The organism is Pseudomonas syringae, assembly GCF_021606685.1.
Lineage (GTDB): Bacteria > Pseudomonadota > Gammaproteobacteria > Pseudomonadales > Pseudomonadaceae > Aquipseudomonas > Aquipseudomonas syringae_R.
Genome location: NZ_WKCB01000022.1, coordinates 49,882 through 70,334, shown reverse-complemented (window position 1 = coordinate 70,334; position 20,453 = coordinate 49,882). Strand labels below are relative to the sequence as shown.

The following is a 20,453-nucleotide window of genomic DNA, read 5'->3' as shown; positions in this document are numbered from 1 at the left end:
GTTTGGTACAAATCCTGCTCTTTCTCAGCAGCTCGGGCGTTCAGACCCGCCCGGGTGCTCTAGATGAACCTGCTACAGCACTCATCAAAAACCAGAGAGAAAAATAATGAAATCTGCACTCAAGACTTTTGTTCCGGGCGCGTTGGCCCTCCTGCTGCTGTTCCCCGTTGCCGCCCAGGCAAAGGACGTTGAAACCAAGACCAAACTCTCCAACGTGGTGATCCTCGCCACCGGCGGCACCATTGCCGGCGCGGGTGCCAGTGCGGCCAACAGTGCCACCTACCAGGCGGCCAAAGTCGGCATCGAGCAATTGATCGCCGGTGTTCCTGAGCTTAGCCAGATCGCCAACGTGCGCGGCGAGCAAGTGATGCAAATTGCGTCCGAAAGCATCAACAATGAAAACCTTCTGCAACTGGGTCGTCGCGTCGCCGAACTGGCCGACAGCAAAGACGTGGACGGCATCGTGATCACCCACGGCACCGACACCCTCGAAGAAACCGCCTACTTCCTGAACCTGGTGGAAAAAACCGACAAGCCCATCGTGGTCGTCGGTTCCATGCGCCCAGGCACCGCCATGTCGGCGGACGGCATGCTCAACCTGTATAACGCCGTGGCTGTAGCCGGCAGCAAGGATGCGCGCGGCAAGGGCGTGCTGGTGACCATGAACGACGAGATCCAGTCGGGCCGTGACGTCAGCAAAATGATCAACATCAAGACCGAGGCGTTCAAAAGCCCATGGGGCCCGCTGGGCATGGTAGTTGAAGGCAAATCCTACTGGTTCCGCCTGCCTGCCAAGCGCCACACCATGGATTCCGAGTTCGACATCAAGACCATCAAGAGCCTGCCTGATGTAGAAATTGCCTACGGTTACGGCAACGTGAGCGACACGGCCTACAAGGCATTGGCCCAGGCTGGCGCTAAAGCCATCATCCATGCGGGTACCGGCAATGGTTCGGTGTCGTCCAAAGTGGTTCCTGCCTTGGTGGAATTGCGCAAGCAAGGCGTGCAGATCATTCGTTCTTCCCACGTGAATGCCGGCGGCATGGTGCTGCGCAATGCCGAACAGCCTGACGACAAGTACGACTGGGTTGCCGCCCTCGATCTGAACCCGCAGAAAGCGCGGATTCTGGCGATGGTCGCTCTGACCAAGACTCAAGACAGCAAAGAGCTGCAACGGATGTTCTGGGAATACTGATTCCTGGTAACACCTCGGCAGGGGCGGATGTGATCGCCCCTGCCCTCCCTCGAAAAACCCTTCGATAAAAACACCCCTGCCCTACACCAAATTGCCTGAATTGCTGTAAGACGAACTTCTTGAAATTTAAGCAGTTGCGAAATCGCCCACAGTTAAATACTGTATGTGCGTACAGCTAATTAAGGAATTCTCCGTGGCAAAGTCCTCTTCCGCAGTGCCAACTCCGCCTGATGCCTACCAACGCTTGGCCATTCGTGTGCAAAAGATCATCAATTCGACCAACGCGCAGAAAGCCAAGGCAGCCCTGATCTTCCGTCTTCCGGACGAGCCAGAGGATGATTGGGCGCGTTTGCTGGAGGAAATCGCGGAGAACGATAACGTCACCCTCGCCTACCGGGACGATGGTGGCGTGCAGATTTTCTGGGTCGTACCCAAGGAAGATTGACGCGATGAGTGCCCGTTTTATCGCTGTGTGCTGCCTGTTTTTGGCGGTCACCGCCCACGCGCAGGCGCCGCGCACGTTCAGCGAAGCCAAGAAAGTTGCCTGGAAGCTCTACGCCCCACAATCCACCGAGTTCTACTGCGGCTGCAAATACACCGGCAACCGCGTGGACCTCAAAGCCTGTGGCTATATCCCACGCAAAAACGCCAACCGCGCCGCGCGCATCGAGTGGGAACACATTGTTCCGGCGTGGCAGATCGGGCATCAGCGCCAGTGCTGGCAGAACGGCGGGCGCAAGAACTGCACGCGCCATGACGATGTGTTCAAGCGCGCCGAAGCGGACCTGCACAACCTGGTGCCAAGCATCGGTGAGGTCAATGGCGACCGCAACAACTTCAGTTTTGGCTGGCTGCCGGTGCAAAGCGGGCAGTACGGCTCGTGCCTGACCCAGGTCGACTTCAAGGCCAAGAAGGTCATGCCACGCCCGTCCATTCGCGGGATGATTGCGCGTACTTACTTCTACATGAGCAAACGCTACGGCTTGCGCCTGTCGAAGCAGGATCGGCAGTTGTACGAAGCCTGGAACAAGACCTATCCGGTGCAAACCTGGGAGCGCCAGCGTAACCAGACCGTGGCGTGTGTGATGGGGCGTGGCAATGAGTTTGTCGGGCCGGTAAATTTGAAAGCCTGCGGTTGAAAATGGGCGGAGCTGCCGCCCATTCAGCCCGTTACTGCGCGACGTTGTGCTCGATGATCTCCGACACGGTGTCGGTTTTCTTGGCTCGCGCCATTTTCTCGTTCAGCAGCGTCTGCTTGGCCTCGGCCTCGGCCTTGGTTGCAAAAGGCCCCAACAGCACTTCGTCCTTGCCGTCTGTTTTCACGATATAAAAATTGAAACCATGTTCGAGCAACCAGGCTGTAAGGTCGGTGATTGCCTGCAACTTGTGGTCCGGCGGGCCGACCCGAATATCCCATTCCTGGGCGGCAATCGCGCCGGTTTGTGGCTGGCTTTCGCTCACGGCGGGCTTGGCTTTGGGGGCCTCGACAGGTTTGCCTTCACCGCAACCAGCCAAGGCCAACACCGCAATTGCCATCGCTACTTTACGCACTGCCCTGCTCCTTTAAGGATAAAGAGGCAACTTTATCATTCACTGTCTATTCTGGCCGTCATAAACGTTGGCTTAAACAATGCGAATGATGTATCGCAGACCTGTATGATGCCGCCATGGGAATTAATGCCGCCTCTATGCGTCCTAAAAGAGGCAGTCACAGGGAAGCGCTTAGCAGTAAGCTACACACATCCGACATCTGCCCTGTCTGAAACATGTGTCCTTAAAAGTAATCAAGGAGAAGTCCATGCTTATACTCACCCGCAAAGTCGGTGAAAGCATAAACATCGGTGATGACATCACGATCACCATCCTGGGCGTCAGCGGCCAGCAAGTACGAATCGGCATCAATGCACCCAAGGATGTTGCCGTGCATCGCGAGGAGATCTACCAGCGCATCCAGGCCGGACTGACCGCTCCGGACAAAAACCAGACGCCTTGAAGCACCTCAGTAGCCAGCCCTTTCGTTCACTGTAACGGCTGGCGAAAACCTCTTCGAACTGCTCTTGTGTTTGCTGCGTGATCGACATCGCCACTCTCTTCATCTTCGCGGCAAGATGAAACCGTCTTCACGCCTGGAACTTGTCGCCTCATTTCATAGCCGAAGCCTCTGACTCACACCTTGCCATGCGTGTGCGCTCAGGAGCACGTCGATGAGGCCCACTGCACAACCCTTCAACGCCACGTCCTGGACGATCACCGTGCTGATCGGCCTGGTCTTTGTGGGCCTGGAATATGGCCTGAGGCTTGAAATTGGAGGGGCTGATTCCGCCGATCCGCCTTCCTGGCTGGACCTGGCATTGCTGCTGTGTGGCTACCTGTTCATGTTCTGTCTCAAGCCTATCCAGCAGGTCGTGCAGCGCAGGTTGTGTCAGCACTCCCTACACAAGAGCGCACGTTGAAGTGCTAGCCGTTCGCTATCAGATCACCGGTATTTACAGCGCGACAACACGGCCTATGCTTTCCTCTGCACGGTAACTGAAAGGCGCTAAGGCAGATGGACACCCTGACCAAATCCCAAATCGAGTCTGAACTGGCATCCCGCCTGCCCAGCTATAAAGTCACCTGCACACTGCACGCCGACGGCACCCTTTCAGTGGTGCTCAGTGGCCCGGAAACCGACCATTTCGCAATTACCAGCATCGTGCGGGCTCACTATCGAGGCGCCGAAGCGATTGCCCGACTGGCGCATGAAATACTCAGAGAAATGGTGCTGTCGCGCCAGGCAATGAGGAATGATCGGATGCAGCCGTCTTGCGCCGCCCCCTGCGAACAAAGTCGAGATCAATAGTTTTCGTATCAGCCCACTTGGCTGCGCAGTGACAACAAGCCGTCAGCGTCGCGCTGCGCCTGTAACTGTGCATAGTCTTCGATCGAAGCGTGCTCGGTGGCCATGGGTGTGAGGTGTGTCGACGTCACCACCAGCACATCCGCCCCGGCCGTCTCCCCTGCACGAATACCCACCGTCGCATCTTCAAACACCAGGCACTCCTGCACCCGCACGCCCAGGCGTTGCGCACCCAGCACGTAACAGGCCGGGTCCGGTTTGCCGATGGCGACATCCTCGGCTGTGACCAGCACCGCCGGCGGCGTGATGCCGGCCGCTTGCAACCGACGCAACGCCAGCGCCTTGGGTGCCGAGGTGACCAATGCCCATTGATCGCCGGGCAGGCTGTTCAGGAACGCGACGGCGCCGGGTATCGCTACAACCTCTTCGACATCCTCCAGCTCCGCCTCGGTAATCCACTGCGCCTCCACCTCCGGGTCGACACCGGGCAATGCCTGGCGCGTGATGGTATCGATCGCGCGGGCGCCGTGAATGGTGCTCAGAAACGCCGCCACCTCCAGGCCGTGGCGCTCGGCCCAGGTGCTCCATACCCGCTCGGCGGCGGCAATGGAATTGAGCAACGTCCCATCCATATCGAACAGAAAGGCGCGGTAACGACGGGCAAACACGGCTGAACCTCGGATGGACACTGGGTGGCTTCCTCGTGGGCTATACAAATAATTGGCCCGATGCAATCTACGGATCACCTCGGTGCTTGTAAACGCCGCCGCCACATCCATTGCATTACCGCTTTGTCATCACGCTGTAAGTCTGCAACGCCCCCGCGCTTAATACAGGAGCGCCAGCGGCGTGGTGTTATTTTGCAAAGGTTTGTTTATTCACGGCTGACCCTGACTCGCACTAGTCTCTGTTTCAAGGTGCTCGCTCAGAGCCCTTGAAAAAGGCGTCGCCCCCACGAGAAAACACCATCGACTCGGCAGGGCGAACACGCTGAGCAACCCGCCTCAAGGCAGAGGCGGCAACGTTGAGAAAGGAGATCAATGCATGGAAATACGATTGGGCGTACTGGAAAAGGGGCTGGCGGATATGAAACAGAAGCTCATCACCGTTTCAAGCAAGGAGGATTCCATGGAAAAGCACTTCGCAACCAAGGCAGACCTTACAACCACTGAAGCCAACCTGATCAAATGGTATGTGGCGACGGCCTTCGCAATGACCGGCCTGGCCTGCGCAATCACCCTTGCGCTCACTCGGTTATTTGCAAGCTGAGGCCGATCAGGCAGGTCAACTGACCTGCCCGCCCACTTGCACGACATCCGTTGATGTTTGCCACGCCGCCAGCACCGCCACGTGCAAGCCCTCGACCAAGGTGGTCAATGCCATCGACGGTTGCCCTGAAACAACCACCTGTTCCGGCAAGTACGGCACATGGATAAAACCACTGCGTACAGCCGTGGCGGCGAGAGCATGCTGCAGCAGGTAAAACACCTGGTTGCACACAAAGGTGCCCGCCGTCTGCGAAACCGACGCCGCAATCCCGGCCTCGCGCACGGCCTTGACCATTGCCTTGATCGGCAGCGTCGTGAAGTACGCCGCCGGGCCGTCAACTACAACGGGTGTATCGATAGGTTGTTCACCCAGGTTGTCGGGGATTCGCGCGTCATTCACATTGATCGCTACCCGCTCCATGGAAATAGTGCTGCGCCCAGGCCCCAGGCCGATGGCGATCACCATTGCCGGCTGCAATTCGTCGATCAACTGGGCCAGGTACTCGCCCGCCGTCGCAAACGCACAAGGCAATTGACGCGCAACCATCTGCACATCAGCACACAGCTGTACGCCATCCAACCGGCGCACGGCCTCCCAGGACGGGTTTACCGGGTCTTGATCGAAGGGCTCGAAACCCGTCAACAACACTGTTTGCATGGTGGCCTCACATCAGCAGATAAAGCAGGACAATATTGACCACCAGCATCATCAACGCAGTGGGCAGTTGGGCCTTGATGACCGCGTTCTTGTCCGGCAACTCCAGCAAGGCGGCCGGCACGATATTGAAGTTCGCGGCCATTGGCGTCATCAGCGTTCCGCAATAACCGGAGAACATACCGATCGCCGCCATGACCGCCGGGTTACCACCATAGATCCCCACCAGCACCGGCACGCCGACACCACCGGTCATCACCGGGAATGCCGCGAAGCCGTTCCCCATGATCACCGTAAACAGCGCCATGCCCAACACGTAGACCATCACCGCCACGAGTTTGAAATCCATGTTGATGTAAGTGGTGGTGACGTGAGCGACGGCCGTGCCTACCCCGGCCTCGTTAAACAGCAGGCCCAGCATTGCCAGCATCTGCGGCAACACCATGGCCCAACCGAGGGCCTCGGTCAGGCGCCGGGATTCGCGCAGGGCCTGCACCGGCGTGTCACGGGTCAGCCAGCACGCCAGGCCAAGGGCAATCAGGCAGCCGATACCGAGGGAAACGAAGGTGGTGTTCTTGGGGTCCAGCAGCGGTACGCCGCCGATCTCGGTGTGCTTGAGCAATACCGAGCCGATCACCGTGGTCAGTGGGATGGCCAGCGCCGGAATGAACAGCTTGTGCCCCAGGCGGCCGGCGCTGGCACGGGAAGCCTTGTCATGCAGTTCGGCATGCGTGCCACGACCGACGCCGCCCAACCCTGCAATCAACGCCATCACCACCACGCCCGCACCGATAACCACTGAGGGCAAGCGCTCACCCGCCAGGAACGGAATCGCGAACAACAGCCAGAACAACGCGCTCGACCAGCGCTTGGGGTGGTTCCGGTCCAACAGAATCATGCCGGCGGTGATCAGCAGCAGAACCCCGGCCAGCCAGTACAGGTATTGAATTGAGATGATCATTGCGCAGCCTCCACGGGGGTGGCTACAGGCGTCATTTCGCGGGTCAGCCTCTGGTCGAATCGATGCAGGCGAATGGCGTGGATGATGAACGCGCAGATTGCCGTGGGAACGCCCCACACGGCAATGTGCAACGGTTCAACATCAATGCCAGAACCGAGCAGGAAGGTGTGCATCAGCGCGATCGCACCAAAGGCGACGAAAATATCCTCACCAAAAAACAGGCCGACGTTGTCTGTTGCAGCACACATGGCCAGTACCTTGTGGCGCAGTTTTTCCGGCAATTTGCCGTAGCGTTTTTCCGCCGCGCCTTCGGCCATGGGGGCCAGCAGCGGGCGCACCATCTGCGGATGCCCGCCGAGGCTGGTCAAGCCCATTGCGGCCGTGGACTCGCGAACAAACAGATACATGATCAACAGACGCCCCACCGTGGCGCGCTCAAACCGCGCAATCCAATTCTGCGCATGCAGGCGCAAACCATGCCGTTCAAGCAAGCCGATGACCGCCAGGGGCAACAACAGAATCAATTGCAGAGCGCGGGTCTGAAGGAAACCATCGCCCATGGTGGCGAGGATTTTTCCCAGCGGGAAATGGGCAGCGAGCCCGGTGGCGATAGCGGCGGCCGTCACCACCAACAGCGGATTGAAGCGCAAAACAAAGCCGACCACGATCACAAATACGCCGATCAACGGCCATAAGTTCACAACAGTTTGCATGGCGGAGAGGTCCTTTAGTGCGCGCTGCGGCGCCATTACAGCAGGATGTGAACAAAGGGTTCACAGCAAGAAGTGGCGTGCAGTCGGCTCGGTTTTTTATTGTTGACCCGGAAGGTCGAGCGTCAGTGGCGGCAACTTTGCTGCCTGGGGGCGGGAGGTGTCCAACAAGAAAAATTGTTGCTGCGAACCAATAAATCTTGTGGCTGATTGAAAGGGACACTCGGCAAGAGGCGCTGCGCCAACCGAAAGTGTGCGTTGCGCCCCGCTCGTCTATCGAGCATGGGCGCGCAGCCTTGCGTGTCAGCTCAAGCGCTTCTGGAAAAAGTGCCGCTGATGACCTGGAGGGTAATCGGCGATGTGGCCAAATTCACTGAAACCCAGCTTTCGATAAAACCCCGGCGCCTGGAAGCTGAAGGTATCCAGCCAGATTCCTACGCAACTCTTTTGCCGCGCCAAGGCTTCAGCCGTCTGCATCAGGCGAGTACCCGTGCCTTGGGTGCGCAGGGCGTCGGGAATGCTCAGTAGCTCGATAAACAGCCACCCGCAGGAGATTTTCCCGTAGAGACCACCCACCACTGCTTGGGTGGCTGGGTCGCGCAGCAAGATCCCGACGGTTTCAAACGGCATTTCGCCGGTATGACTGCGGTTATAGGCCACCAATGGCTTGAGGATCGCTTCGCGCTCGTGCTCGGACACGTCGAATGACACTTCCATTTCTATCTGCACTTCCATCTCCTTCACTTAGCAAAATGTCGCTGAGTATGGCTGTATAAATGCAAAAAGGGCCAACCGTACGGTTGACCCTCGCGTCACACGACCAACTGCGTCAAAGCTGCTTGGAGGTCTGCCGCGACAGTTCCTGAAGATTCGTTTCGGTGATCTGCTTCCAATCTTTTTCTATCACCAACTGCATGCTCTCGTTATGACCGGTGACCACATCGAACGTCTTTGCCCCCGGTGTTTCGATACGCAGGAGGGATTTGCTGCTGACATCCACCGAGAAGAAACCTGGGGTGAACCACGACCAGAATTCGACGATATGCACCTTGACCGGCGTGGCGCCCGCAGCGCCAGGCTCGGTCACGACTTCATAGCCCGCCTGTTGGTAGGCCGAGGCCACCGACTCATTGACCAGTTGTGACAAGGTGCGGCCGGACGGCAGCAGCACATCGCCGAGTGCCATGCCGTAGCCGTTGCGCTTGCGCGCGATGGCGCGTTCGGTAATGGACTTGTCGGTGACTTCGTTATTTTTCAGCGAAGGCGTGGCCGGGTTACGAGGGCTTATCTGGAAGACCCGCTCGTCCACCGTACTGATCAGCACCTTTTTGCCATTGCTTGCGGCGGCCTGCACGTTACTCGGCGGCACAAAGTTGACATCAATTTCCGACCGGCTGGTGACGCATCCCGCCAATAGCATCAATGCCGCAATCCCCACCGCTAACCGAACACTCATACACACCGCTCCCTATCGCCATCATGGCTTGGCCGGACATCGGCCGGAGACGATTGTACAGGGATGATGGCATTTCGGCATCGCCGACAATTGAATCAAAAAACGCGCCTCAGCGCGTGTAGGTTCCAGCCTGACCCGGTATCGTCAGAGACCAGCGACCTTCACAGAACAAGGGGCAGCACCGGTGACTCCTCCCGCCACACCCTCCGCCGAAACCGGCCTCAGCGTACACACCCGCCTGATCGCGCTGGTGGTCGCCGTGACCTTCTTCATGGAGAACCTCGACGCCACGGTTATCGCCACAGCGCTGCCGACCATGGCCACGGCCTTTGGCGTAACGCCGGTGGACATGAACATTGGCATCACTGCCTATATTCTCGCCGTGGCGATCTTCATCCCGCTGTCCAGTTGGGTCGCTGATCGATTTGGCGCACGCCGGGTGTTTGCCGGCGCGATCATCGTTTTCACCCTCGCCTCGCTGCTCTGCGGGCTCAGCCAAAGCCTTGAGATGTTCGTGTTAGCGCGGGTTCTGCAGGGCATTGGTGGCGCGCTGATGGTGCCCGTGGGTCGCTTGGCCGTGCTGCGCAACACGGAGAAGAAAGACCTGGTGAAAATGATCGCGATCATCACCTGGCCCGGCCTGGTGGCGCCAATTCTGGGGCCATTGGCCGGCGGGCTGATTGTGACCCATGCCACCTGGCCGTGGATCTTTTACGTGAACCTGCCGCTGGGCCTGTTGGCGCTGATCGCCGCGCTGTGGCTGGTGCCGCAAGGACGCGAAGCGCACGTGCGCAGGTTCGATGCAAAGGGCTTTGTGCTGCTGGCAGGCGCCTGCGTGGCGCTGCTGGGTGGGCTGGAATGGCTCGGCAGCCAGACGGGCGAACAGCTGCTTCCAGGCGTGGCGCTGGTCGTGGCGGGCCTCGTGCTAGCGGTGTGGGCCGCGCAGCATTGTCGGCTTTACACCGACCCGTTGCTGCCGCTGGAAACCCTGTCGATCAACACCTTCCGCGTGAGCGTCTACGGCGGCTCGCTGTTTCGCCTGGCCATCAGCGCCCTGCCGTTTTTGCTGCCGCTGCTGTTTCAGGTTGCCTTCGGACTATCCCCGGTGGATGCCGGCCTGCTGGTGCTCGCGGTATTTGCCGGCAACCTGGCGATGAAACCCTTCACCACGGCCATCATGCAGCGCCATGGGTTTCGCAAGGTGCTGCTGGTGAATGGGGTGATCGGCGTCACCTCGATTGTGGCGTGCGCATTTTTCACCGCGCAGACGTCCTTTGCGCTGATTGCAGCCGTGCTGTTTGTGGGCGGGCTGTCGCGCTCAATGCAGTTCACCTGTTACAACTCGATCGGTTTTGCGGACGTGCCCAAGGCGCGCATGAGCGAAGCGTCGGCGTTGTTCAGCATGTCGTTTCAGCTGGCGATGGGGCTGGGTGTGACGGTGGCCGCGCTGTTGCTGCAAGCATCAATGAGCATCAGCGGGCACGAGGCACTCGCGCAGGTTGGGGATTTTCGCGTGGCGTTTATCGGGGTGGCGTTGCTCGGCGGGTTGGCGCTGGTGGACGTCTATCGGTTGCCGAAGGGCGCAGGAGAAAGCGTGTTGAACCGCAGGTGAGCGCTGGGCTCAAGGTATCAACACGCTGTGCGGGTCTCAGGCGGTGGTGCTGACAATCGAGCCCGATGGGCTGGCACCCTCGCCGGTGACGGCCTGCAGCAGAGCCGACGTTACCGTCTGCAGTGCCGCCACAGTGGCTGCAATCTGGGTTTGCGCCGCCGATACCGCAGCGGCCTTGGCGTCTGCGCTCTGGTTGCTGGACTGAGCCTTCTGCAAGGCCTGCTGCTGCGCTTGAAGCTGCTTTTGCAACTGCTCAATCTGCTTCTTGAGTTCTTTGACCGTATCGGACTCTTGCGTAACCGACGAGCCCTGGCTGGCCCCGCCTGCGCCTGCAGCACCTTGAGTATCCGCGCTCGGGCTGACTGCCGAGCTGCGGGTGCCGGTGGTACTTTCGGTGGTGGCGGTATCAGCCGAATTGACCGTACTTGGAGTGCTTGTTACGGAGGTGGGACCGCTGATGTTGATAAGCATGCCAGGAATCCGATCAAGGGAAATGTGCGAGGTTATCGGCCTGCAGGGCGATAACTTTAGAGCTGCGCGCCATTTTAATCAGCGATAAATCCCCCTCAACAAAACGCTTAAAAAATCAGGAATCGGCGCGCACATTTCCAACGACGCTGTAATAAGATGCGCTCGATTTCAACGACCCTCCTGAATGTGCCGGATATGCTGCCGATCATCAAAAAGATAGTTACCGGCGTTATCGATTTCTTCACCGACGAAGTAGACCCCTACGACCAGCTTCGCCCTTCCTTCGAAGCCCGTATTCCCAAGGAGCGCCTGCAACGTGACAAAGACGGTCAGTATGTTGACCCGGTGATTGCAGCCAAATGGGGAAAACTGCATAAGGATCGCGGCGAGTAATTGATGAGCCCCACCGCGTGCACCGGATGCGGACCCCAGATCTCGCGCCGACAAAACAGCCGCGTCGGGGCGGGCGCAGCTGTATACACGCCTTGCGGTTGAGCTAGGCGCTGATCAGATACTTTCCAGCCGAACTCAGACCATCTACGTCGACAACGCCATCGCCAATGTAGGTTTCACGGTACTCCAGCACACCGCCATTGACAGCAGCGAGCGCAGGCCCTGAATTGCCCATCGCCAGGCAACTATGAAGCCACATATGAGACGTCGGGATTTCAGCGTTTCTTTTTCCACTGATAAGAAACCCACAGCCAAACTCATCGCTGTCGCAATTGCCCTTACTGGGACATTGAAAGTTCGAGCATCATTGATATCGGCCACACCGGGACCACGGTTCCTGAAGTAAAGCCCGCCTATCCTGAAGCCGGTCACCGCTTAATGACAGGTCGAGCCGTTGCCCGTACGAGGCTTTAGGTTCTCAGCACCGGCTGCGTTTATACTCGCCTATATCAAACCATGAAAATAAATACCTGACTTAACATAAACCACGTCGACATCAGACTTATTAGGCGCATCACTTACACTTGAGAGCGGGCTATTTTCCTGGGAGAACCTTGATTAGAGACGTAATAGGCTCCGGTCTTTTGCTGATTCATACGGTGATCAGTACGTAATGCACCGCTCGGCTTAAAGGTCGATAAGTCATTAAGCAGTCTTGACGCTCCATCACTGAACAGCTCGTAATGAAACCTGTCGAAGATTCGCGACGTGAAATGCTCAGGTGTAATGAAAGCTCCACTACAGTAACTGTTGATGTTGGGCCTTTGCCCTGTCGGGATTTCAGATTCAGCCTTAGCGTACCTGGTGGGAATACCCAACACAGCCAACGACATAGTGCCTGCCAGAACGGTCCTTCGCGAAAACATCCTGTCTTCTTGCGAGTTGCTCTAATCAAAAACCAGAAACTATACGCAGATACGCTTCATGATTTCGCGAGAATGGCAGCGGATTCTGTTTGGTAGGCGTGATTGGACTCGAAGCAACGATCTCCACCCTGTCAAGGTGATGCAGGAAATTGATTTACAAGAAAAACAGGCCTAATCCCGACACGCCCAAAACCGGCAATATGATCTACATGAATCAATAGCTTAGCGTTGGATATTCCCTGGCGTCCTGCCGACGAACACCACTCCCAAATCTGGTAACCCTCGCCCACCGTACATAAATACAGCACTTGAATTGAATCACCATGGACCTCGTTTACGACACCTCTGAATGGCTTGGCTGCCCTACGCCCCTCGAAATGCACAAGCACCAATGCGCGCTGCTCGAAGACGAGTTCATCGAGGCTCAAGCGCAATTGACCAAGGCAAGAAAGAACATTGCTGGCCTTATCCAAATGAACGATGCACTGGTCGCGGATAAAGCCTCTGCCGAGACAGCTCTTGGGAAAGCACTCGCCGACGTGTGCAGGCTCAACCGGAAAAACTCAGACATGGGCTCGCGGATAAGCGGCCTGATGTCCGTAGTGGATCAGCGTGACCACCTGTTCAGGGAGAACCCGCGGCGGCTGATGGAAAGATCGTTACACCCGAAATCCAACCATGATGTACATAGACTAACAACCCCCGGTACAGCATCGTGATGAGAGCATTCAACTAATCGGGCTGAAGCCAAGGCCCGCTACAAAGATCTACAACGGTGAACTAGGCGGCAATAATACAAATGATTATCATTTTTGAAACCTGATACAAAGTGCATTTCCATGGTTTTTTGTTTACAATTCGAAAACGTTATTAAAAGGACTTATTCGTGATCAATTTATCCAACCAGAAGACCCGCTATGCCGATGAAGAGATGGACCTCGTTACCATTGCAAAAAATTTGTGGTCCAATAAATCACTAATAACATATACAACCATTTCCGTCTTAATATTATCGTTTTTTATCTATGCACTCACACCAGAGAGCTGGACTGCGAGCACCTACATTACCAGGTCGTCTCTTTATAGCTTATACAAAGAAGTCAAGCCTGACGACACCTTGGAAAAACTTCAGGCTTCAAGCCTCGAAAACAACTTATACAACTCAATTCAAAATGACATGTTCTACACCGCCATGGGAATTATGGCTGCCAAGTCTATTTCTTTGAAAGAGACAGAGCCAAAGACGAGCACATACGAAAAAAACCTTATTTATCTAGCAGCAGCAACGGCCAAAACCAAAGAACTTGCTGAAAAGCGTTTGCAGTCAGCATTAGATAGCGCAAATGAGGAAGCGGTACTTCTAAACCTTCCAAATATTGACCATGACAGTAATATAAAAGCATTCAACCCCTTGCATGAACTACAGATTACAAATAACAAAAGTCTAGTTTCATTTTCAGCAATCGGCTTAATATTTGGGTTTTTACTGGGTTGCTTTTTTGTTCACCTCCGCCTTTTAGTCTCTAAGCATGAGAGTGATTCAAAACCTTAATCGGTAGCAGTCTTTAGGCTTTTGAATGTGAGAAAAGCGGCGCATCGAGTCGTAACTGCGCTCACACGGCAGCCCAACCATTCGGGATCGGTCATACGCAACCGCCAGCCCTCGCGTTCTTTTTGTCAGCCTGCTCGAACAGTTCGGAGAGCACCATAGCGGCGCGGGTGGTTGGCGCGCGTCGCTGGGCAGATCCGGAATCACCGCAGGCGGCGACAGCCATTGACAGCCGCATCGCCGCGAAGACCTGACCGGGCGTCATGACATCACCCCACCAGCCAGACGGTAATGCTTCAGCAGATCCTCCAGGCGGTGTTCGCGCCGGCCATACCCGGCGCATGGCAGCTGGCCCAGATGTTCCGGCACTTCGCGATGCCGTTTTGACCCGACCAGCAAGCACGTCAGGCAAGCCTGCCAACGACAGGAAAAACCTTGTACGGCGGCTCGGGCGCCGAATTGGCGTTCTGAGGTGGGAGTTTTGCAAAAGTTTTGCAAATCGCAGACAACAAAAAAGGGCCCACCTTTCGGTGAGCCCTTCTAGACCGCCCAGCAGAGCGGATTTTGTTTGGTAGGCGCGATTGGACTCGAACCAACGACCCCCACCATGTCAAGGTGGTGCTCTAACCAACTGAGCTACGTGCCTGCTGTGAGGCGGCATTTTACGGAATTCCGGAGGGGTGTCAACATCTTTTTTGCAGCTAACCCTATGAATATGCGAATTTTTTATTTGCGGCCAGCACATCCGCATTTCTCGGGTGGCTGGCAGGCGATTTTCAACTCAGGTAGGATCAGGGCACTCGTAAAAAATATAAAACAGAGGTTCCAGGATGGCGAACACCCCCTACCCCCAGTCGTATTACGCCGCTTCCGCGAACGCAGTTCCGCCACGCCCCGTACTGCAAGGCGAGGTCGAAACCGATGTGTGCGTGATCGGTGCCGGCTATACCGGCCTCTCCAGCGCGCTGTTTCTGCTGGAGAACGGTTTTCGCGTGACGGTCCTGGAAGCCGCGAAGGTGGGCTTTGGTGCGTCCGGGCGAAATGGCGGGCAGATCGTCAACAGCTATAGCCGTGACATCGATGTGATTGAGCGCAGTGTCGGCCCCCAGCAGGCACAGTTGCTCGGGCAGATGGCATTTGAGGGCGGCAGGATCATTCGCGAACGGGTCGCCAAGTACCAGATCCAGTGCGACTTGAAGGACGGCGGCGTGTTTGCCGCACTCAACAGCAAGCACATGGGCCACCTGGAGTCGCAGAAGCGCCTGTGGGAGCGCTACGGCCACACGCAACTGGAGCTGCTGGACGAACGCCGCATCCGCGAGGTGGTGGCCTGTGACAACTATGTTGGCGGCCTGCTGGACATGAGCGGCGGGCATATCCACCCGCTCAACCTGGCACTGGGCGAAGCAGCGGCCGTGGAGTCGCTGGGCGGCACGATCTACGAGCAGTCGGCGGCGGTGCGCATCGAGCGCGGGGCAAACCCGGTGGTGCATACGGCCGAGGGCAAGGTCAGGGCCAAGTTCATCATCGTGGCGGGCAATGCCTACCTGGGGAATCTGGTGCCGGAGCTGGCAGCCAAGTCGATGCCATGCGGCACGCAGGTGATCACCACTGCGCCGCTGGGCGATGAACTGGCCAGGACGCTGCTGCCGCAGGATTACTGCGTCGAGGACTGCAACTACCTGCTCGACTACTACCGCCTCACCAGCGACAAGCGCCTGATCTTCGGCGGCGGCGTGGTGTATGGCGCGCGCGACCCGGCCAATATCGAGGCGATCATCCGTCCCAAGATGCTCAAGGCCTTCCCGCAACTAAAAGACGTCAAAATTGACTACGCCTGGACGGGTAACTTCCTGCTGACTCTGTCGCGCTTGCCGCAAGTAGGCCGCCTGGGCGACAACATCTATTATTCGCAAGGCTGCAGTGGCCACGGGGTGACATACACGCACCTGGCAGGCAAGGTACTGGCAGAGGCGCTGAGGGGCCAGGCAGAGCGTTTTGATGCATTTGCCGACCTGCCGCACTACCCGTTCCCGGGTGGGCAACTGCTGCGCACACCGTTCGCAGCCCTGGGCGCCTGGTATTACGGGCTGCGGGATAAGTTGGGGTTCTGAGCCAACGCAACGGTGGGAGCGGGCTTGCTTGCGAACACGGTGCGTCAGTCAATGTTTCCAGCGACTGATAGACCGTATTCGCGAGCAAGCCCGCTCTCACATTTTTTTGGACCGCGGCAGGATCGAGGTCAAATCGCAGACACAAAAAACCCCGGTCTTTCGACCAGGGTCTTTGCTATCGGATCAAAGTAGCCAGAGGCTTTCTTTGTGCTTCAAGGCGTTCAGTGGGCCTTGATGCAGATATGGCGCAGCGGACGGGACTCGAACCCGCGACCCCCGGCGTGACAGGCCGGTATTCTAACCGACTGAACTACCGCTGCGTATCGCTTGACCGGCTGAGCACAACACCCTCAACCGTCTTTTAACACCTGATCGCTCAGCCTTGGCTGTTCAATCTCAAGCCCGACAAATCGAACCTGGAAAATATGGCGCAGCGGACGGGACTCGAACCCGCGACCCCCGGCGTGACAGGCCGGTATTCTAACCGACTGAACTACCGCTGCGCGTCGGTGCAACCTTTAACGTTGCGTCTTGCCCCAGGGCAAAACTCTCAAGAAGTGGTGGGTGATGACGGGATCGAACCGCCGACCCTCTGCTTGTAAGGCAGATGCTCTCCCAGCTGAGCTAATCACCCTTTGCTTCGTTGAGGCCGCGAAATTTACGCAGGTAACGGACCTAAGTCAATAGCCTGCTTGAAGTTTTTCTGAAAAAGACAAAATTGCTTCAAGACGGCCGCCGGCCCTACTCGCTGTAAATCATCTTCTTGCTCATGCCACCGTCCACCACGAACTCTTGCCCGGTGACGAACCCCGCCTGACGCGACAACAACCACGCCACCATCGCCGCCACATCCTCTACCGTGCCCACCCGTCCAGCCGGGTGCTGGGCATGATCAGCATCGGTCAAAGGCTCGGCACGCCGCGCGGCAGGATCACGCGCGTCGATCCAACCCGGACTGACGGCATTGACCCGCACCTCCGGCCCAAGGCTGATCGCCAACGCGTGAGTCAGGGCCAGCACGCCGCCCTTGCTCGCCGCGTAGGCTTCGGTGTCCGGCTCCGATTGACGGGCCCGGGTCGACGCCAGGTTGACGATCGCCCCGCCGTGGGCGCGCAGGTACGGCGCACAGTGCTTGGCCAGCAACATAGGCCCGCTGAGGTTCACCGCCAACACACGATTCCAGTAGGCCAGGTCGAGGCTTTCCAGGGTGGTGTTGCGCGGATCGGCCACCGCAGCGTTACACACCAACCCATCCAGGCGCCCGAACTGCCCGAGCACCTCAGCGACGGCCTGGGCAACCTGCTTCTCGTCGGCCACGTCCATACTGATAAACCAGGCGTTTTCACCGAGCACCTTGGACACCTTGGACCCGCGTTCGCGGTCCAGGTCGGTCAGCACCACCTGCCAGCCTTCACTGATCAGCCACGCGGCAATCCCGAGGCCGATGCCCCGCGCCGCGCCAGTCACCAGCGCGACACGCCCGTTACTGGCGGCTGCAGCTTCCATGGACCACTCGATCACAAGGCCGCCAACCCGCGAGCCAGGTCAGCCTGCAAATCGGCCACATCTTCGAGGCCCACCGCGATGCGGATAAGGCTGTCGCGGATGCCGGCCGCTTCACGCTCCTGTGGCGCCAGGCGCCCATGGGACGTGGTGCTCGGGTGAGTAATGGTGGTCTTGCTGTCACCCAGGTTGGCGGTGATGGAGATCAGGCGCGTGGCGTCGATAAAGCGCCAGGCGCCCTCTTTGCCACCCTTCACTTCAAAACTCACCACGGCCCCGAACCCACGCTGCTGGCGCTGGGCCAATGCGTGCTGCGGATGGCTCTTGAGGCCGGCGTAATGCACCTTCTCAATACCATCCTGCTGCTCCAGCCACTCGGCCAGGGCCTGGGCGTTGGCGCAATGGGCTTTCATCCGCAGGCTGAGGGTTTCCAGGCCCTTGAGGAAAATCCAGGCATTGAAGGGGCTCAGGGTCGGGCCAGCGGTGCGCAGGAAGCCCACCACTTCTTTCATTTGCTCGCTTGCGCCTGCCACTACGCCGCCCATGCAACGGCCCTGGCCGTCGATGAACTTGGTCGCCGAGTGCACGACAATATCCGCACCCAGTTTCAGCGGCTGCTGCAGGGCTGGGGTGCAGAAGCAGTTGTCGACCACCAGCATCGCGCCCTTGGCGTGCGCCACCTCGGACAACGCCGTGATATCCACCAGCTCCGCGAGCGGGTTGGACGGCGACTCGACAAACAGCAACCTGGTGTTGGCCTTGATCGCCGCATCCCAGCCGGACAGGTCCGCCAGCGGCACGTAGTCGACTTCGATACCGAAGCGCTTGAAGTATTTCTCGAACAGGCTGATGGTCGAACCGAACACACTGCGCGATACCAGCACGTGGTCGCCCGCACTGCACAGGCTCATCACCACCGCGAGGATCGCGGCCATGCCAGTAGCCGTAGCCACGGCCTGCTCTGCGCCTTCCAGGGCCGCGATACGTTCTTCGAAGGCACGCACGGTCGGGTTGGTGTAGCGCGAATACACGTTGCCCGGGACTTCACCGGCAAAGCGCGCAGCAGCGTCGGCAGCGGTGCGAAACACATAGCTGGAGGTGAAGAACATCGGGTCACCGTGTTCGCCTTCCGGCGTGCGGTGCTGGCCGGCGCGCACAGCCAGGGTATCGAAAGCTACGCCATCGAGGTCGCTGTCCAACCGACCGGCATCCCATTCCTGACTCATGCTGCGACTCCTTACTCAAAGCTTTATTTAAGATACAAAACCGGCCCCTCAGGGCCGGTGTTTACTCAGTTGTTGTACAGATCGATGATCGCGCTGACCGCCTGGGTCTTGACCTTCGAGGAGTCATTACGCGCCTGCTCAATCTTGTTCAGGTAGGCCTCGTCGACATCGCCGGTCACGTACTTGCCGTCGAACACGGCGCAGTCGAACTCGGCGATCTTGATCTTGCCGCCGCCAACCGCCTCGATCAGGTCCGGCAGGTCCTGGTAGATCAGCCAGTCGGCACCGATCAGGTCCGCAACGTCCTGGGTCGAACGGTTGTGGGCGATCAGCTCATGGGCGCTCGGCATGTCGATACCGTACACGTTCGGGTAACGCACGGCAGGCGCGGCGGAACAGAAGTACACGTTCTTCGCACCGGCTTCACGCGCCATCTGGATGATCTGCTTGCAGGTGGTGCCACGCACGATGGAGTCGTCCACCAGCATCACGTTCTTGCCGCGGAACTCCAGCTCGATGGCGTTGAGCTTCTGGCGCACCGACTTCTTGCGCGCAGCCTGGCCGGGCATGATGAACGTACGACCGATGTAGCGGTTCTTCACGAAGCCTTCGCGGAACTTGACGCCCAGGTGGTTGGCCAGTTCCAGCGCAGCGGTACGGCTGGTATCCGGGATCGGGATCACCACGTCGATGTCGTGTTCCGGACGCTCGCGCAGGATCTTCTCGGCGAGTTTCTCACCCATGCGCAGGCGCGCCTTGTACACCGAAACGCCGTCGATGATCGAATCCGGACGCGCCAGGTAAACGTGTTCGAAGATGCACGGGGTGAGTTTCGGCGCCACGGCGCACTGGCGGGTGTGCAGCTTGCCGTCTTCGGTGATGTACACCGCTTCGCCTGGCGCCAAGTCGCGGATCAGTGTGAAGCCCAGCACGTCCAGGGACACGCTCTCGGACGCAATCATGTACTCGACGCCTTCGTCGGTGTGACGCTGGCCGAACACAATCGGACGGATACCATGCGGGTCGCGGAAACCAACGATGCCGTAACCGGTGATCATCGCCACGACGGCGTAACCACCGACGCAACGGTTGTGCACGTCGATCACCGCCGCGAACACGTCTTCTTCGGTCGGTTGCAGCTTGCCGCGCTGGGCCAGCTCGTGCGCAAACACGTTGAGCAATACTTCCGAGTCGGAACTGGTGTTGACGTGGCGCAGGTCAGATTCGTAAATCTCCTTGGCCAGTTGCTCAACGTTGGTCAGGTTACCGTTGTGCGCCAGGGTGATGCCGTAAGGCGAGTTGACGTAAAACGGCTGAGCTTCGGCCGAAGTCGAGCTACCGGCAGTTGGGTAACGCACATGGCCAATACCCATATGCCCGACCAGGCGCTGCATGTGACGCTGATGGAACACGTCACGAACCAGGCCATTGTCCTTGCGCAGGAATAACCGGCCGTCGTGGCTGGTCACAATACCGGCAGCATCCTGGCCGCGGTGCTGGAGGACGGTTAGCGCGTCATACAGCGCCTGATTGACGTTCGACTTACCGACGATACCGACGATGCCACACATGCGA

General features: G+C 58.2%; 23 protein-coding genes and 4 tRNA genes. 12 read left to right on the top strand and 15 right to left on the bottom strand.

Features of this window, described 5'->3' with window-relative positions:
- Nucleotides 1-106 precede the first annotated feature (106 nt).
- From GIW02_RS11425 to GIW02_RS11415, 3 genes are all read left to right on the top strand, one after another.
- Nucleotides 107-1,195 carry an asparaginase gene (locus GIW02_RS11425; protein ID WP_236411127.1) on the top strand — a complete coding sequence of 363 codons (1,089 nt, stop codon included), beginning with the start codon at nt 107-109 and terminating at the stop codon, nt 1,193-1,195.
- Nucleotides 1,196-1,388: 193 nt separating this feature from the next.
- A complete protein-coding gene (locus GIW02_RS11420) occupies nt 1,389-1,640 on the top strand; it encodes a DUF1654 domain-containing protein (protein ID WP_236411128.1) in 252 nt (83 codons plus the stop codon).
- Between the two features lie 4 nt (nt 1,641-1,644).
- Nucleotides 1,645-2,334 carry an endonuclease I family protein gene (locus tag GIW02_RS11415; RefSeq protein WP_236411130.1) on the top strand — a complete coding sequence of 230 codons (690 nt, stop codon included), beginning with the start codon at nt 1,645-1,647 and terminating at the stop codon, nt 2,332-2,334.
- Between the two features lie 31 nt (nt 2,335-2,365).
- Here GIW02_RS11415 and GIW02_RS11410 read toward each other — a convergent pair whose 3' ends face one another.
- Nucleotides 2,366-2,746, bottom strand: a complete 381-nt coding sequence (locus GIW02_RS11410; protein ID WP_236411133.1) for an SPOR domain-containing protein — start codon at nt 2,744-2,746, stop codon at nt 2,366-2,368.
- Between the two features lie 247 nt (nt 2,747-2,993).
- On the opposite strand from GIW02_RS11410, the gene csrA reads away from it, so the two are divergent.
- From csrA to GIW02_RS11395, 3 genes are all read left to right on the top strand, one after another.
- Nucleotides 2,994-3,188, top strand: a complete 195-nt coding sequence (gene csrA / locus GIW02_RS11405; protein ID WP_003192511.1) for a carbon storage regulator CsrA — start codon at nt 2,994-2,996, stop codon at nt 3,186-3,188.
- Nucleotides 3,189-3,399: 211 nt separating this feature from the next.
- The gene (locus GIW02_RS11400) at nt 3,400-3,648 is read left to right on the top strand and encodes a hypothetical protein (RefSeq protein WP_236411135.1); all 249 of its coding nucleotides are present in this window, start codon (nt 3,400-3,402) and stop codon (nt 3,646-3,648) included.
- Between the two features lie 95 nt (nt 3,649-3,743).
- Complete coding sequence (locus GIW02_RS11395; protein ID WP_236411136.1) at nt 3,744-4,037, top strand: hypothetical protein; 294 nt, start codon at nt 3,744-3,746, stop codon at nt 4,035-4,037.
- Nucleotides 4,038-4,045: 8 nt separating this feature from the next.
- Here GIW02_RS11395 and GIW02_RS11390 read toward each other — a convergent pair whose 3' ends face one another.
- The gene (locus GIW02_RS11390; RefSeq protein ID WP_236411137.1) at nt 4,046-4,723 is read right to left on the bottom strand and encodes an HAD-IA family hydrolase; all 678 of its coding nucleotides are present in this window, start codon (nt 4,721-4,723) and stop codon (nt 4,046-4,048) included.
- 355 nt (nt 4,724-5,078) lie between these two features.
- On the opposite strand from GIW02_RS11390, the gene GIW02_RS11385 reads away from it, so the two are divergent.
- Nucleotides 5,079-5,303, top strand: coding sequence for a hypothetical protein (locus tag GIW02_RS11385; RefSeq protein WP_236411138.1), 225 nt, complete (start codon nt 5,079-5,081; stop codon nt 5,301-5,303).
- Nucleotides 5,304-5,318: 15 nt separating this feature from the next.
- Here GIW02_RS11385 and pcp read toward each other — a convergent pair whose 3' ends face one another.
- From pcp to GIW02_RS11360, 5 genes are all read right to left on the bottom strand, one after another.
- A complete protein-coding gene (pcp, locus tag GIW02_RS11380; RefSeq protein ID WP_236411139.1) occupies nt 5,319-5,960 on the bottom strand; it encodes a pyroglutamyl-peptidase I in 642 nt (213 codons plus the stop codon).
- Nucleotides 5,961-5,967: 7 nt separating this feature from the next.
- Entirely contained in the window at nt 5,968-6,918 is a 951-nt protein-coding gene (locus GIW02_RS11375; protein ID WP_236411141.1) for a DUF979 domain-containing protein, read from the bottom strand.
- Nucleotides 6,915-7,631 (bottom strand): 5-oxoproline transporter, DUF969 family subunit, encoded by a 717-nt coding sequence (locus GIW02_RS11370; RefSeq protein ID WP_236411142.1) that lies wholly within the window; start codon nt 7,629-7,631, stop codon nt 6,915-6,917. Before GIW02_RS11370 ends, GIW02_RS11375 begins: the two co-directional genes overlap by 4 nt.
- A gap of 300 nt (nt 7,632-7,931) precedes the next feature.
- Nucleotides 7,932-8,345 carry a GNAT family N-acetyltransferase gene (locus GIW02_RS11365; RefSeq protein ID WP_268935302.1) on the bottom strand — a complete coding sequence of 138 codons (414 nt, stop codon included), beginning with the start codon at nt 8,343-8,345 and terminating at the stop codon, nt 7,932-7,934.
- Between the two features lie 112 nt (nt 8,346-8,457).
- The gene (locus tag GIW02_RS11360; protein WP_236411146.1) at nt 8,458-9,084 is read right to left on the bottom strand and encodes a flagellar biosynthesis protein; all 627 of its coding nucleotides are present in this window, start codon (nt 9,082-9,084) and stop codon (nt 8,458-8,460) included.
- Between the two features lie 184 nt (nt 9,085-9,268).
- On the opposite strand from GIW02_RS11360, the gene GIW02_RS11355 reads away from it, so the two are divergent.
- A complete protein-coding gene (locus GIW02_RS11355) occupies nt 9,269-10,696 on the top strand; it encodes a DHA2 family efflux MFS transporter permease subunit (protein WP_456361602.1) in 1,428 nt (475 codons plus the stop codon).
- A 36-nt stretch (nt 10,697-10,732) separates the two neighbouring features.
- On the opposite strand, the gene GIW02_RS11350 is transcribed toward GIW02_RS11355, so the two are convergent.
- Nucleotides 10,733-11,167, bottom strand: a complete 435-nt coding sequence (locus GIW02_RS11350; RefSeq protein WP_236411147.1) for a hypothetical protein — start codon at nt 11,165-11,167, stop codon at nt 10,733-10,735.
- Nucleotides 11,168-11,362: 195 nt separating this feature from the next.
- On the opposite strand from GIW02_RS11350, the gene GIW02_RS11345 reads away from it, so the two are divergent.
- From GIW02_RS11345 to GIW02_RS11335, 3 genes are all read left to right on the top strand, one after another.
- The gene (locus GIW02_RS11345) at nt 11,363-11,560 is read left to right on the top strand and encodes a hypothetical protein (RefSeq protein WP_236411148.1); all 198 of its coding nucleotides are present in this window, start codon (nt 11,363-11,365) and stop codon (nt 11,558-11,560) included.
- 1,249 nt (nt 11,561-12,809) lie between these two features.
- Nucleotides 12,810-13,205, top strand: a complete 396-nt coding sequence (locus GIW02_RS11340) for a hypothetical protein (protein ID WP_236411149.1) — start codon at nt 12,810-12,812, stop codon at nt 13,203-13,205.
- 167 nt (nt 13,206-13,372) lie between these two features.
- Nucleotides 13,373-14,038: a Wzz/FepE/Etk N-terminal domain-containing protein gene (locus GIW02_RS11335; RefSeq protein ID WP_236411150.1), complete on the top strand. Its 666-nt coding sequence runs from the start codon at nt 13,373-13,375 to the stop codon at nt 14,036-14,038.
- A gap of 566 nt (nt 14,039-14,604) precedes the next feature.
- On the opposite strand, the gene GIW02_RS11330 is transcribed toward GIW02_RS11335, so the two are convergent.
- A tRNA-Val gene (locus tag GIW02_RS11330) sits at nt 14,605-14,681 on the bottom strand.
- Nucleotides 14,682-14,865: 184 nt separating this feature from the next.
- Between GIW02_RS11330 and GIW02_RS11325 the strand changes: the two genes are divergently transcribed.
- Nucleotides 14,866-16,149 (top strand): NAD(P)/FAD-dependent oxidoreductase, encoded by a 1,284-nt coding sequence (locus GIW02_RS11325; protein ID WP_236411152.1) that lies wholly within the window; start codon nt 14,866-14,868, stop codon nt 16,147-16,149.
- 243 nt (nt 16,150-16,392) lie between these two features.
- Here the strand turns inward: GIW02_RS11325 and GIW02_RS11320 are convergent.
- The 6 genes from GIW02_RS11320 to purF form a co-directional block, all read right to left on the bottom strand.
- Nucleotides 16,393-16,469 (bottom strand) — tRNA-Asp (locus GIW02_RS11320).
- Between the two features lie 106 nt (nt 16,470-16,575).
- Nucleotides 16,576-16,652 (bottom strand) — tRNA-Asp (locus GIW02_RS11315).
- 55 nt (nt 16,653-16,707) lie between these two features.
- Nucleotides 16,708-16,783, bottom strand: a tRNA-Val gene (locus tag GIW02_RS11310).
- A gap of 107 nt (nt 16,784-16,890) precedes the next feature.
- Nucleotides 16,891-17,655 carry an SDR family oxidoreductase gene (locus GIW02_RS11305; protein ID WP_236411153.1) on the bottom strand — a complete coding sequence of 255 codons (765 nt, stop codon included), beginning with the start codon at nt 17,653-17,655 and terminating at the stop codon, nt 16,891-16,893.
- 11 nt (nt 17,656-17,666) lie between these two features.
- Entirely contained in the window at nt 17,667-18,878 is a 1,212-nt protein-coding gene (locus tag GIW02_RS11300) for an O-succinylhomoserine sulfhydrylase (RefSeq protein WP_236411155.1), read from the bottom strand.
- A 65-nt stretch (nt 18,879-18,943) separates the two neighbouring features.
- Nucleotides 18,944-20,449: an amidophosphoribosyltransferase gene (purF, locus tag GIW02_RS11295; RefSeq protein WP_236411157.1), complete on the bottom strand. Its 1,506-nt coding sequence runs from the start codon at nt 20,447-20,449 to the stop codon at nt 18,944-18,946.
- Nucleotides 20,450-20,453: the final 4 nt, after the last annotated feature.

Bases quoted from the DNA above. Each gene is read 5' to 3' on its own strand.
- GIW02_RS11425 (WP_236411127.1), top strand. From the start codon at position 107: ATGAAATCTGCACTCAAGACTTTTGTTCCGGGCGCGTTGGCCCTCCTG.
- GIW02_RS11385 (WP_236411138.1), top strand. From the start codon at position 5,079: ATGGAAATACGATTGGGCGTACTGGAAAAGGGGCTGGCGGATATGAAA.
- GIW02_RS11305 (WP_236411153.1), bottom strand. From the start codon at position 17,655: ATGGAAGCTGCAGCCGCCAGTAACGGGCGTGTCGCGCTGGTGACTGGC.
- GIW02_RS11415 (WP_236411130.1), top strand. From the start codon at position 1,645: ATGAGTGCCCGTTTTATCGCTGTGTGCTGCCTGTTTTTGGCGGTCACC.
- GIW02_RS11345 (WP_236411148.1), top strand. From the start codon at position 11,363: ATGCTGCCGATCATCAAAAAGATAGTTACCGGCGTTATCGATTTCTTC.
- GIW02_RS11360 (WP_236411146.1), bottom strand. From the start codon at position 9,084: ATGAGTGTTCGGTTAGCGGTGGGGATTGCGGCATTGATGCTATTGGCG.
- GIW02_RS11400 (WP_236411135.1), top strand. From the start codon at position 3,400: ATGAGGCCCACTGCACAACCCTTCAACGCCACGTCCTGGACGATCACC.
- GIW02_RS11350 (WP_236411147.1), bottom strand. From the start codon at position 11,167: ATGCTTATCAACATCAGCGGTCCCACCTCCGTAACAAGCACTCCAAGT.
- GIW02_RS11375 (WP_236411141.1), bottom strand. From the start codon at position 6,918: ATGATCATCTCAATTCAATACCTGTACTGGCTGGCCGGGGTTCTGCTG.
- GIW02_RS11370 (WP_236411142.1), bottom strand. From the start codon at position 7,631: ATGCAAACTGTTGTGAACTTATGGCCGTTGATCGGCGTATTTGTGATC.
- pcp (WP_236411139.1), bottom strand. From the start codon at position 5,960: ATGCAAACAGTGTTGTTGACGGGTTTCGAGCCCTTCGATCAAGACCCG.
- GIW02_RS11395 (WP_236411136.1), top strand. From the start codon at position 3,744: ATGGACACCCTGACCAAATCCCAAATCGAGTCTGAACTGGCATCCCGC.
- GIW02_RS11300 (WP_236411155.1), bottom strand. From the start codon at position 18,878: ATGAGTCAGGAATGGGATGCCGGTCGGTTGGACAGCGACCTCGATGGC.
- GIW02_RS11365 (WP_268935302.1), bottom strand. From the start codon at position 8,345: ATGGAAGTGTCATTCGACGTGTCCGAGCACGAGCGCGAAGCGATCCTC.
- purF (WP_236411157.1), bottom strand. From the start codon at position 20,449: ATGTGTGGCATCGTCGGTATCGTCGGTAAGTCGAACGTCAATCAGGCG.
- GIW02_RS11340 (WP_236411149.1), top strand. From the start codon at position 12,810: ATGGACCTCGTTTACGACACCTCTGAATGGCTTGGCTGCCCTACGCCC.
- csrA (WP_003192511.1), top strand. From the start codon at position 2,994: ATGCTTATACTCACCCGCAAAGTCGGTGAAAGCATAAACATCGGTGAT.
- GIW02_RS11325 (WP_236411152.1), top strand. From the start codon at position 14,866: ATGGCGAACACCCCCTACCCCCAGTCGTATTACGCCGCTTCCGCGAAC.